The 13,397-nt window shown below is 37.7% G+C and carries 10 protein-coding genes; 5 read left to right on the top strand and 5 right to left on the bottom strand.

The annotated features are described in order from the left end of the window. Positions 1-100: 100 nt before the first annotated feature. Together BM107_RS02980 and BM107_RS02985 are read right to left on the bottom strand one after the other, a co-directional pair. Positions 101-3,619, bottom strand: a complete 3,519-nt coding sequence (locus tag BM107_RS02980; protein ID WP_090980145.1) for a M1 family aminopeptidase — start codon at positions 3,617-3,619, stop codon at positions 101-103. Then, positions 3,616-4,515, bottom strand: a complete 900-nt coding sequence (locus tag BM107_RS02985; RefSeq protein ID WP_090980147.1) for an ABC transporter ATP-binding protein — start codon at positions 4,513-4,515, stop codon at positions 3,616-3,618. Before BM107_RS02985 ends, BM107_RS02980 begins: the two co-directional genes overlap by 4 nt. A 519-nt stretch (positions 4,516-5,034) precedes the next feature. Here BM107_RS02985 and BM107_RS02990 point away from each other — a divergent pair. The 5 genes from BM107_RS02990 (at position 5,035) to BM107_RS03010 (ending at position 9,862) form a co-directional block, all read left to right on the top strand. Continuing rightward, a complete protein-coding gene (locus tag BM107_RS02990; RefSeq protein ID WP_090980149.1) occupies positions 5,035-6,525 on the top strand; it encodes a sensor histidine kinase in 1,491 nt (496 codons plus the stop codon). Next, complete coding sequence (locus BM107_RS02995; protein WP_090980150.1) at positions 6,522-7,247, top strand: LytR/AlgR family response regulator transcription factor; 726 nt, start codon at positions 6,522-6,524, stop codon at positions 7,245-7,247. The genes BM107_RS02990 and BM107_RS02995 overlap by 4 nt, the downstream gene beginning before the upstream one ends. A gap of 42 nt (positions 7,248-7,289) precedes the next feature. Further along, a complete protein-coding gene (locus BM107_RS03000) occupies positions 7,290-8,294 on the top strand; it encodes a phosphotransferase enzyme family protein (RefSeq protein ID WP_090980152.1) in 1,005 nt (334 codons plus the stop codon). A gap of 15 nt (positions 8,295-8,309) precedes the next feature. Next, positions 8,310-9,221 carry a dienelactone hydrolase family protein gene (locus BM107_RS03005; protein WP_455430251.1) on the top strand — a complete coding sequence of 304 codons (912 nt, stop codon included), beginning with the start codon at positions 8,310-8,312 and terminating at the stop codon, positions 9,219-9,221. A gap of 335 nt (positions 9,222-9,556) precedes the next feature. After that, positions 9,557-9,862, top strand: coding sequence for a GIY-YIG nuclease family protein (locus tag BM107_RS03010; RefSeq protein WP_090980694.1), 306 nt, complete (start codon positions 9,557-9,559; stop codon positions 9,860-9,862). A gap of 823 nt (positions 9,863-10,685) precedes the next feature. Here the strand turns inward: BM107_RS03010 and BM107_RS03020 are convergent. The 3 genes from BM107_RS03020 to BM107_RS03030 are packed head-to-tail and all read right to left on the bottom strand — an operon-like array spanning position 10,686 to position 13,395. After that, positions 10,686-11,648, bottom strand: coding sequence for a hypothetical protein (locus BM107_RS03020; RefSeq protein ID WP_090980157.1), 963 nt, complete (start codon positions 11,646-11,648; stop codon positions 10,686-10,688). A 7-nt stretch (positions 11,649-11,655) separates the two neighbouring features. Then, positions 11,656-12,753, bottom strand: a complete 1,098-nt coding sequence (locus BM107_RS03025; protein ID WP_090980159.1) for a toxic anion resistance protein — start codon at positions 12,751-12,753, stop codon at positions 11,656-11,658. 27 nt (positions 12,754-12,780) lie between these two features. After that, a complete protein-coding gene (locus tag BM107_RS03030; RefSeq protein ID WP_090980161.1) occupies positions 12,781-13,395 on the bottom strand; it encodes a TerD family protein in 615 nt (204 codons plus the stop codon). Positions 13,396-13,397: the final 2 nt, after the last annotated feature.

The following is a 13,397-nucleotide window of genomic DNA, read 5'->3' on the forward strand; positions in this document are numbered from 1 at the left end:
GGACTATATTAAAAGACTCTCTCCGCTACTGCCTAAGGAATGAAATTAGGCAGATAAATTCAGAAGGTATGCTGCTTCAATACACCTTTATTTTATCTTATTATTCAACAATAAAAATATTATCACTTCTATCGGTATCTAATAGGTATCGATACGGATCAATTGCTATTGTTTTTGGTTTTTGATTAACGATAATTGTGAGCGTTGTTTTATGCTTCCTGATACGAACTTTTTGAAAATAAATCGGTTTCGTATTTGATTTCCAATCCATTTCCAATGAACTAAAGCAGGCCAGGTCTATTTCCAGATCCGGCAATTGCCTGCTGCTTTCACTTAGCCTTTCTGCGTCTACCAGCACATCAACCTGATATTTCCCACTTTTCAAAAGATTACAATTAAGTACTTTTACACCAGTTTTGTAAGTCACTACATCATTAAAACAATCGTTGATAAAATTTCTATCTTTAGGTTGAGCGTGCTTTAACAATATGCTTACCAGATCAGCAGCTATTGCCTTTGGCTTAGGGTATCGGTGTTCCTCAATTAGCTGATGCAGCGCGCCGTTAAATTGCTGTTCCCCCATCCTCTCTTTTATGGCATACATCATCAATCCACCCTTTTGGTAATATACGTAGGGTTGATCTAAAGTTTTGGCCAGCGGCAATTCTTCCTTATTGTAATTCCGGTTCAAAAAATAGAGTTCATTATCGTATGACATATACTTTCTCAAGTACATTTTACCAAAATTCTTTTCAATCAATACATCTTCAGTGTATTTAGCAAGTGATTCAGTGAGCATGGCATAACCTGCACCATCAGCAGGAGTCAGTATATTTGCCCACCATTGATGAGCAGTTTCATGTGCAGTAATGGCATAACTTTGGTTAATCGTGCCCATCTCACTGTAGTTACCCAGAAAATTAATGTTCTCTGCGCTGAAAATCAGTCCCGGATAAGCTGTAGCTGCACCTTTATATTGCGGAATTTCGGCAATGGTTAGTTGTTTAGCCGGATATTTTGCAAAATGAGCATTGCCATAATCTAATGCATCTTTGAGCGCCTGAAACATACTTTTTAAGTTATATTCCTGCCCCGGCTGATAATAAATACTTAAATCAACCCCTTTGTGTTTTTCTTTTCTTAAAGCATATTTTGCACTGCTCAGTGCGAACATGAAATTAATGGGAGCGGCAGTTTTGTATTTAAAGTATTTACGATTATTGATATTCCAGCTGTGTTGCAACTCGCCAACAGTTACTACCTGCTGATCGATATCGGTAGAAATAGTCGTTTCAAAGTCGATTAGCTGATATACCCGCTTAAATGGCGGCTTACTGGCAATTTCGGGCAGACCTGCCTTTTTACGTTCCTGCCTATCTTTAATTTCAATGTGATAACAGTATCCCAGTTGTGGTACAAATTTCTCTAACTCGATATAAGTACCATTATTAACAACTGAATTTTCCGTATCGAAAGGTGTAAATCCATTTCTGATGACTTCAATAGAAAACTTCATCAACATTTCTCCACCGGGCTGTAGAGGCTTTTTTAACTCCAAAAATTGTTGATTAAAAACCTCATCCCTGACAGTTTTCTTGATTCCATCTATATTTACCGAGAATGAGCGGACAGCCGGATCAACAGAGACCCAGATCTTATAAACGGGTTCATTTGACTCATTTTTAAGCATATACGTTCCATTAACTGTATATTTCCCCTCGGCTGGATATAAATCTACATTGGTTTTAATTGCTTTGATCACGGGTTGGGGAAGATTAGCCAATAATTTATATTTCTGTTCATAAGCCAGGCGCCAGTTCAATAGGGCCTGTTTATTCTTGTATTTGCCAATAAAATTGGTTTGGTGATAAATAAATGCAGCACAGAAAATCCAGATCAATAATGCCGGGCTGATAACCCAGATATGTTGCTTCAAAGCCAGACCCATCGATCTGAATCTTGCTTTAATCTTTATCTCAACCAAACGTTGCCATAAGCCAATGGTTAACACCGCTACAACCGTTGCAAAGGCCAACCAGTAGAACATGTACCAGTTAAACGCATGGGTATAGTAGCCGAAACCATTAAAATAAGAATGTTGGAGATCCGGAACGGTAGCGAAACGAAACAGATAATGTTCAAGCCCAAAGCGTTCTGCATAAGTGATCATGAAAACAATGATCAGATTCATTAACATGCCGAGATATTTGTTTGCACTTAAATTCTGAATAAAAACCATGAGCACTACAAAAAGCAACAAAGGAAACGCGCTGTAATAGTATAGAGATAAATAGGATGGCAATTCGATCCGGAAATAACCGTGGGTGAGTTGCAAAATAATGCCGATTCCAATGTTTAAGGTTACGAGGACAAAAACAAGTCCGAAAAGGCTCAGGATTTTTGCCATCCAGAATACTGAATCTGGAGCAGGGCTGCTATAAACGATGGAATGGATATTAACTGATTTTTCCCTGCAAATGCTTTCAGCAGCATAAAAAATAATTAAAATCAGTCCGAATTTCATGGAGCGTATTTCTTCTATAATAATGCCGGTTGCCGGATAACTATGAATGCCATAAGCGCCGCTAAACAGCCGATCTTTTAACGCTGTTCCGAACAAAAATACCCACAGCAAAAGCATCACCATAACGGGAATATTTTTAAACAGAAAGATCAGCTCCAATTTAAGCCGGGCAATAAAGGCTCTGAAATGATAAGCAATACCATCCGGTACAACTTTTAAAGTACGATAGGAAATTAAAGTTGGATATGCTATCTTATCCGCTTTAACCTTTAACTGTTGCTGTTGTGCTAACCTAAAATCAAACAAACGATAGCTTATCACTATGATCAGGCTTGTAAAACTGGTCCACAAGATCCTGTTGAGTAAAAATTTACCTTCAAAAGGAAATAACTGGCAATTGCGTTGTGGAATAGTCCATGTCCTGGTTTCGCCAAAAAACGAAGCCAAAGCAAAAGGGTCTAAAAGTACAGGCAAAATATCCGCACTGCCTGTCTTGTTTGCCGATGTAGCCAAAAATGGTGAATCGCCCAAGATAGAAGCGAGCATGTAAAAAATGTAAAGCAACACGCCAACCACATAAATGGCCCTTACACTCTTGGTTTGTATGGCCGTACAAAATAAAATTCCTGCTGAAAACATCACATTTGGCAAAGCAAAAATCAGAATAGGCTGCAGATAATAATACAGGTGAAATGTACCCAGCCGATTTTTATCAATAAAAAAAGAACCTATATAAATGCCCAGGGCTGCCAGTAACAATAAGCTAAAAACGGCAATGATTAAGCCTGATAACCTGATGCCAAAATAAGGTAGCTTTTTAATTGATGTGGTAAAAACAACGGCTTCCATTTTATGCATGCTATCTCGTAGCACAACGTTGGCACTAAATAGTGTGGCCGAAAAAATGGAGCATAAGGAGAGCAGGGCCATTATATTAGTGATGACATAAGGTGAATTTTTATGTACTTCGTCTGAGCCAAATCCACCCTTTACTGCGCAAAAATAGCCCAGCATCAAAAACAGCATTGCTGCAACCTTAAAAGATATCTGCCCGAAATGATATTTCAGCTCAAATTTCAATAAATCTGCAATCATCTCTTTACCTCCTTGTTTAAATTGACTGCACCAGATAAGGAAGAAAAATATACCTCTTCCAAACCCGGATAAACAGATTCGAAACCTGATGCCGGCAATTGATCTGCCAGTACAAACACATGAAACTTACCCAAAATGACCTTGGTAGAAATTACGTTAAAAATGGATGAATAGTGGGGCAGATTGATCTTATCAATTGCCTTTCGCCATATTTTTCCACTTAATTTTTCGGTCAGCTGCGAAGGTTTACCTTGTAAAATCAACCTGCCACTTGCCATAACGGCCATCTCAGCACAAAGGTCATTCACATCCTCTACAATATGGGTGGACAAGATTACTACACGGTTGGTGCCGATTTCACTTAAGAGGTCATGAAACCTGTTTCTCTCCTGTGGATCAAGCCCGGCAGTAGGCTCATCGACAATAATTAATTGCGGGTTACCCAACAAAGCCTGTGCAATCCCGAAACGCTGCCGCATACCACCAGAAAACGTACTGACGGATCTCTTCCTGGATTCAAATAAATTGGTCTGCTGCAGCAGTGAAGTCACCTGCTCCACTCGTTCACTCTTAGTTGGTACCCCTTTTAAGATCGCAAGATGATTCAGTAAATCTATAGCTGAAATATTTGGATAGACACCAAAATCCTGCGGCAGATACCCCAATTTGTCTCGCATCTCCTGGGGATTCCGCAATACATCGTTACCATCAAAATAGATCTGCCCGGCGTCTGGCAGCTGCAAGGTGGCAAGCGTACGCATCAGTGAAGATTTTCCGGCTCCATTAGGGCCCAATAAACCAAACATGCCGTTTGCGATATTTAGTGTAACGTCATCAAGGGCTTTTACCCCGTTTTGATAAGATTTTGTAAGTTGCTGTATTTTAAGCCGTACCATATTGAATAATTAAACGGCGGCAAATTAAGCTAGCAAACCACCAGAAAATAATTTAAGTGATTAACGCACTCAAAATGATGATGAAAGTGCAGAGCTGGGTTAAAATTCCTTTCATCATGAAAAACAGGCCTTTCATCATCTAAATTTCAGCATGGCTTAAAACTTTAATAACTTTAGAAATTAGTTTGTTAAGGTATCAAAACACATTTTAACGCTTTTAACAAAGATTCTTCGACAAGCTACAATTGACAGAATCCACTAGGTCGGTCGTCATTTTCGCGCATGCGGGAACCACGAAGTGCTCATCGAAGCTAATCTTGATGCACGTTTTAAGATTATTCATCAGTGTTTGCTTTTATGTCGCGGCATTCATGAGCACTTCGTGGTTCCCAATCAAGTTGGGAATGACGATTTCTTGATGGATATTACCTAAGTAAATTTTATCTGTCAATCATATTGATTTTTATATCATAGTTATTCCTCAGGATGACAATTTTACTCCTATTATAGGTTACCAAAATGTTTAAAACCAAGAATTTAAATTATAAATACCAGGATTTTTTCCTCAATATTGGCCTTTTGTTGTGGATAGCCATATTTAATACGTACAACCTAACCAGCAAAATTTGGATAAACTATGCCAGCTGCATTTTGGCTCTAGGATTTTGTTTGCTTCCTGTACTTGTTTTTTATTTTCTTAAAGCAACGCTAAGAAACGGCCTGAATCGAAACAGATACATTGCTTACTGGAGCACCTGCTTTCTTATCCTCCTTCCACTTTTTACAGATATTTCAATTTACCTGCAAATTGCGAAGCTTGACCATACTGTTTTCATTTCAACAGCATTGTTAGCAACTTCCCTCGAAATGATATTGATCGTCAATCAGTATTACCAGAAAAAAGTGCTGCACATTAAATGGGTCAAAAAAATTGGCCTGGAGAATGCATTATTTGTCACCATTGTTTTACTTGCTTTAACCATCTCCATAATGGCGGTATCAAGTTTAAACAACCCGATTTACCAACGAAATGGATTCCGTTTAGTAGGTTTCGAATTCAACATTAAAGCACTCTGGTTTAATTTTGGAACATTTTTAGGCTTCTTTTCGCAATTTCTGATCATGTACTTATGCGGATACCTGCTTTTTCTGATCAATAGCCGGTTACTGGTATCTAAAATCCTCAAAGAAAAAGGACTGTTGATTTATCTGTTAACACTCTCTGCCACCATAGCGGTATTATATCCCCTATTGGCCCAAATATTAATTTTACTCCCCATCAATACGGTTTTCGGTCGGAGCATATTCGTCACCAATCCATTCGAACCTGAAAATGCATTTGGTGCATTTGCCATTATGCTCATCAGTTTGCCTATAGTTTTGGCTTTGCAATGGGGCAAGCAAAACAATAAAATCCTTTATTTAGAGAAGGAAAAATCACAACATGAGCTTGATTTACTAAAACAACAACTAAATCCTCATTTTTTCTTCAATACGTTGAACAACCTTTATGCTTTGAGTTTGCAAAAATCGGATAAAACACCTGAAAGTATTTTACAATTATCAGAACTGATGCGCTACACCATTTATAAAGGCCAGGAAAAATCGGTCAGGCTTTCCCAGGAAGTTGATTATATAAATGATTACATTCAATTACAACAAATCCGTCTGCAAAGGAACCTACATTTTGAATTTGATAAACAGGTTACAGATGATGGGATCGAGATAGCTCCTCTCCTGCTAATTGTATTTGTAGAGAATGCATTTAAACATGGTATTGAACCTGCTGAAGGCGAAGCTTCTTTAAAACTATCACTTACTGCTAACCATAGGGTTCTCATTTTCTCCTGCGAAAATTCCTTTGATCCAGAAGAAAACAACAATTACAAGGGGATCGGGATTGATAATTTAAGAAAGAGACTCGAATTACTTTATCCTGATCGCTACAAATTGCATATCACCTCCATTCATAATATCTTTAAGGCAGAACTTAAACTCCGGTTAACATGAGCTTGCGTTGTTTAATAATAGATGATGAACCGCTTGCACATGGTGTAATTAAGGAGTATGCAAAAGACATTCCTTTTATTAATATTATTGGCGATTGTTACCGTGCTACAGCAGCACTGGATTTTTTAAGGGAACAACAGGTAGATCTCATTTTCTTAGATATCCGGATGCCAAAACTAAATGGCTTGGAATTTTTAAGAACCTTAACAAATAAGCCGCTGGTAATTATAACCTCTGCACACGAGGAATATGCGCTGGCGGGTTTTGATCTGGCTGTTTGCGATTATCTTTTAAAGCCTTTCCGTCTCGACCGTTTTTTAAAAGCCGTTAACCGAGCGCTTGAATTGCATGATCTTAAAAAGCAAATAGCTACACCTAATGAAATTGAAAACAAAGCGCCAAAAAACAATGGACAAATTTCTATTAAGGTTGACAAAAAGCACATCCTCATCAAAACAGACGAAATACAATATCTGGAAAGCCTGGGTAATTACGTTAAGGTGTGGAACGATCGCGTTTTTTTTCTTACCCCAAGAACGCTGGCCAGTTTTGAGGATCAATTGTCAACAGATTTTATTCGCATCCATAAGTCTTTTATCCTCAATAAAAAATATGTCGACTATCTGGAAGGCAATACCATTGTGCTCAGAAATGGGCAAAATATTCCTGTAGGTAAAAATTATAGGGGTATAATTAAACGATTACTTGATATAGAGAATTAAACCAGATTTAAAAATTTATATTTAAGGCCAAACCATATTTACATGCCATATTTCTTTCCCGCGCAATACTCTACTTTATCAGCCGCTGCTTTAAGAGGTTATTTAATTGAAAATTATCAGTTAGACCAGTCTACAACCTGCCGGTTACTGATCAGAAATGTAAGTGACACCTATGTTCTGGAAAATCTGAGCCATAAATACATCTTCAAAATTTACCGCGATGCACACCGTAAACGCCATGAAATTGAAGCTGAAGTTGAATTGCTTAACATTTTGCACGCAAATGGAAATTCAGTTTCTTATCCAATCAAGGACCTGGAAGGCAAACAAATCCAACAGTTTAATGCGATTGAGGGATTTAGAAATGGCATATTGTTTTCTTTTGCTGAAGGTAAAGTAATTTTGGACCTTGAGGATCAGCATCTGATCCAGTTAGGGCATGATATGGCTAAACTACACCAAAGCACCTCATCAATAAAACTGAACCATCCACGACCGATATTCAACTTCGAAACTACCTTATTCGAACCCTTAAAAAGTCTCGAACCACATTTTTCGGAAATGAAAGACGAATATGCATACTTACGGAACATTGCAGAAAAGGTAATTCTAAAGTTTGAAGAATTTGACACCGCTGCATTCAGTTATGGCTACTGCCATTATGATTTCTTTCCTAAAAATTTCCATTTCAACGCGCAGGGAAAAATTACCTTTTTCGACTTTGATTTTGCGGGAGAAGGTTACCTGGTTAACGATTTGATGTCGTTCCTTAACCATTATTTCTTTCACCAACAGAGCAACTCAATCTCAAGAGAACAGGCTGACAAGGATTTTGCTACATTTTTAGCGGCTTATCAAGAATTGAGGCCCTTAACTGATGACGAACTAAAAGCTATCCCGTTTTTGGGTATTACCTTTCATATTTTCTTTTTAAAATTCTTTTATGATCATTACGATGATTGGTCTAATATTTTTTTAACCCCCAGATATACGAAACACCGCGTAGCGCTGATCAAAAAATGGGAAGAAATGTATTGTAACTTTTAGGCAATGCGACCTAAAATGTCGGCATGCTTCTTTATCTTGTACAGTCATAAAAAAAACAGTAAGATGGACCAGAAAATAATTAACCTTTACGATGAGTATACACACAGTCAGCTAAGCAGAAAGGATTTTATAAGAAAGCTGTCCATCTTGGCAGGTAGTACAGCTTTAGCCATGACTATCCTGCCTATGCTGGAGAATAATTATGCCGCTGCAGCAGAATTTAACAGTGATGACATTGAAGTAGAGAATATTACTTACACGGGGATAGAAAGTGAAATGAAAGCAGTTTTGGCTAAACCGAAGGGTAAAAAGAATTTGGGCTGTGTATTGGTTATTCATGAAAACAGAGGCTTAAATCCACATATTATTGATGTAACCAAACGTATTGCCGCTGAAGGTTTTCTGGCTTTGGGCGTTGATGCAATTTCACCATTTGGCGGAACACCGGCAGATGAAGATAAAGGACGCGAGCTGATTGGTAAATTGGATCCTGAAAAAAACCTGCAGAACTATCTAAGTGGGCTTGACTATTTACGCAATAGAAAAGACGGCAATGGTAAAGTAGGCTGTGTGGGCTTTTGCTGGGGCGGCGGAATGGCCAATAAATTAGCAATTAATGATCCTAAACTGCAAGCCGCCGTCGCTTATTATGGCGCGCAGGCCAATGCGGCTGATGTTCCTAAAATTAAAGCAAGTTTAATGCTGCATTACGCTGGTTTGGATGAAAGAATAAATGCCGGAATACCAGCTTATGAACAGGCTTTAAAAGACAATAAAATCAATTATAAAATTTATATCTATGATGGCGTAAATCATGCTTTCAATAACAACACTTCACCTACCCGATATAACGAAGCCGCAGCAAAGCTGGCCTGGAGCAGAACCATTGACTTGTTTAAACATAAATTGGCGGTATTGACACGATAATAAGTTAATCAACATTAGTTCAATCGTTTCGAGCGGAGCGCAGCGAAATCGAGGAATCTTTTAAAGTTACTTGTAAATCAGGAAGATTTCTCCATTTCGCTACCAACGAAACCTGTGGAACAAGCAAGCATACCATTAGCGAATAAAAAACCAATGCTTAAATTGGTAAGCTTCAGTCGAAATCACGATTTTCCTAATAATTTCACCCATCAAATAATCCGTCATTTCGAGCGAAGTGCAACGAAGTCGAGAAATCTTTTAAGTTGCAATAAATAAAACTCAAAGATTGCTCCATTACTATTGAAATAACGAACTTTCCTTTTAAATTCATGGGTATGGAACGTGGCGGATGCATCTATATCATGACCAATTATCAAAGAACAACTTTATACATTGGTGTAACGTCCGATCTCAGAAGTCGTATTTATGAGCACAGGGAAAAAGTATATCCTAAATCATTTACGGCAAAGTATAATCTAACTATCTGTGTTTACTATGAAGTTTATTCTACGATAGAAGAAGCCATTGATCGGGAAAAGCAACTAAAAAAGTGGAATAGAGCAAAAAAAGACACTTTAATTGACAAATTTAATAAAAGCTGGGATGACTTAACAGCTATCATAAATGAGTGGGAGGATTGAGAATTTCCTAAGATTTGCAAGTATTTAATGCAAAATCCATATCCAGAGTAGAGGTTAAAAGATTTCTCCGTTCCGCTACCGATGAAAAATCGGTAAGCTTCAGTCGAAATGACGCTTCATATATCCGTCATTTCGAGCGAAGTGCAACGAAGTCGAGAAATCTTTTAACGTTGCAATAAATAAAACTCAAAGATTGCTCCATTATTATTGAAATAAAGAATTTTCCTCTTAAATTCATGGGTATGGAACGTGGCGGATGCATCTATATCACGACCAACTATCTAAGAACAACATTGTACGTTGGTGTTAGATCAGACCTAAGAAGCCGTATTTACGAGCATCAGTATAAAATTTACCCTAAATCATTTACCGCAAATATAACCTGAGTATTTGTGTCTATTATGAGGTTTATACCTCTATTGAAGAGGCTATTGATCGCGAAAAGCAATTAAAAAAGTGGAATAGAGCGAAAAAAGATGCGCTGATTAGCAACTTTAATAAAGATTGGAATGATTTAACGAAAGTTATAAGTGAGTGGGATGAATAATGATTAGTGATTTTATTTGTCTTGATGGATCTCTCCGTTTCGCTATGCTTCAGTCGAGATGACGCCACATATCCATTATTTTATCACAGCAAAACTTAGTGTTGCAGACAACCCAAAGGACTAGCGAAATTTTCTAAAAAATGGCAAAACTAAGTTCAAAGATTTCTCTATTCCGTTACCAATGAAACCTGTGGAACAAGCAAGCATACCATTAACAAATAAAAAAATAATGCTTAAATTGGTAAGCTTCAGTCGAAAGGACGATCGCTCTAGACCTTATAACAAATCTGTTTTTAACATCGTCTTCAAAATATTCGATTGAACATCAAAATTATTAAGATGGTTGAGAAAATTGATATCCGATATTTTGCCATAACTATCTTCCAATAATTGAACGACTTCATTCGGAATGGCAGTTTTTAAAACCGCAGCATTGCTTTTCAACTTATCATTTTTATACTGTAGTTCCTGTACAATCCGCTCACGCTCTGAAAGATTGTTGGTCATGTCCAGGTCTTTCAAAATCGTTAAATCGCAAAACAGGAACAGGTTTCTACTGGGAAAAAACAGATAATAATAATCTTCATCTAAAAATTTATAAACTTCGATCACCAGCTCACCGGATTTTAAACCAATATAAAATTCAGTCCTGAAATCATTCTTGCACAGCTTGCCCATCAATTTTTTCTCGATGGTTGCATACACATTGGTGTATACCTGCTTGTTCTGAAAATCAATCAGTTTTGAAAATTGATCTGTAGTGAGATCAAAATAAAAATCGTTGGCGTATTTGGAACTAAAAACGTTGATGTTTTTTGAAAAGGGGAAATCTGAACTCAACTCAGATAGTACGCTGAATAGCTTACGAAGCGATAAATTAATTTTAAGCGACTGCTTCTGCTTATCCTGCTGGAAACTTTTCTGATCAACAAGCGTTCCCGACATTCGATCAATCAGTTCTTCATTCAGGTGAATTTCATCATAGATGAGCGATACATTTTTCTCATTGCTCTTTTTAATCTTCCTGAGCAGTTCGATTACACTATCGGTAAATTGAAGATGGAAAAGATCTAATTTTTCGATCTCCAGTTCTTCGTTATTGGCAAAAAGCTGATGAATAACCTGGCTCCGCAGGTAAATTTTATAAATCACCTCATCATCAAAAAACACAGAGAGCAACTGTAAACGGTTGATCTCTGCGCTTGATTTTTTGAGAATATTTAAACGGTATTCATCCATATTTTAATTAATTCACCCTCGTTACGTTCTTTTTCAACTCTGCTTCCAAAGTTTTAAGTTCGCCATCCAGTACTCTTCTGCTCTGTGCACCTGCTTCATGAATCTGTTTCACTTCATTAAGCGTTTCAATCAGCGATGAAGTGGTTCGTTTTAAAGTTTCCAAAGATACTACTGTTTTTTCATTCTCCTTGGCTACATCAATGCTGTTCTGTTTCAGCATCTCTGCATTTTTCTGTAAAATGGTATTGGTAGTATCCGAAATTTTCTTCTGCATCTCTACATTGGCTTTTTGCCTTTGCAAAGCAACCGCAATGGTCAATTGATTTTTCCATACGGGAATGGTGGTAGAAACAATTGACTGTGCCTTTTCTGCAATTGAGGTATTATTGTTCTGCACCACGCGGATCTGCGCTAAAGATTGCAACATAATGAAACGCACAATCTTCATATCGGCCAGTCTTTTATCCAAACGACTGATGAAATCCCTTAAATCTGCAATTTCATAATCCTGGTAATCAGCCGGGCGGCCTTCCATTTCGGCCAATTTAATACTCAGCTCGTTGTACTTTAACTGTCCGGCAATAATCAGTTCTTCCATCTGGTGGATGTAACCAACATTGCTATCGAACATGGTTTGCAGCGAACTGTTATCTTTAATTGAATTTAACCTTCCAGCCTTGATTTTGTTGGTAATTTTATCGATATTATTCACCACCACATCATATTTCTGGAAAAGCTTTTTCACATCAACCACCAGATTTTTCAGGAATGGAATTTTAGAGATAAATCCCTTAAAGCCGCTCTGTTCCAATTCAGATACATCGATGTAATTCAGTTCGGTTAGCAGCTCGTTAATTAAACCTCCAACTTCACCACTGTTATAGGTACGTACAGACGATAAAAAATCGTTACTGTATTTCTCCATGGAGTTTTGAGCATCGCTTCCATAATTCAGAATCGAATTTACATCCGATGGTTCTAACGATTTGCCAATCTCCTTATATTTAGCTGTTTCTTCAGCTGTTATTTTTTCGAGGTTAACATTTCCGTCCTTATCCAGTTTAACCGGCGTAAGGTCTTGATTAACGTTTGGGTTGGTTTCCATAGTTTGATTTATAACCAGCTTTACAGCTTATAAATAGTTTTGAGTTACGGTTCTAACAGTATCTTCCAGTTTTCTATCTTTGGTTGGTTCACCAATGGCATTAAATTTCCATTCGCCGTTCTTCTTGTAAAAAACACCCATTACCATTGATACGTGACCTGCAAAATTGGCGCCGTTAGCAATGTCGAACTTGGCAAAAACCTCGTTAACACGTTTGGTAGTGCCTTCATAAATGCGGATGGAAGCAAAAGGGATCGTGCCAAAATCATGACCTCTAAAGCTGTTCAATACAAAAGCAACATAATTTACATTGGCATCCAATTGTGAAAAATCAATGGTGATAATTTCGTTATCCAAACCGTCATCGCCACCCATATCGCCAGTTAAATCATCGCCGCTATGCTTTACCGAGCCGTTTTTAGATTTGAGGTTGCCAAAGTAAACCACCTCTAAAAGCTGTTTGTTTTCGTTATATAAAGCACAGCTTGCGTCTAAATCTACCGCCTCTTTTGACGATCCAAAGCCAAATAAGCCTTTCTTTTCAATTGCACCCCAGTTTATTCCAACACAAGCTTGTTGAAGTGTGCTGCCATTGCTTTTTTCCAGACTGATGCGTTGTCCTTTTTGAAGATTGATTGCCATAA

It is taken from the genome of Pedobacter suwonensis (assembly GCF_900111825.1).
GTDB lineage: Bacteria > Bacteroidota > Bacteroidia > Sphingobacteriales > Sphingobacteriaceae > Pedobacter > Pedobacter suwonensis.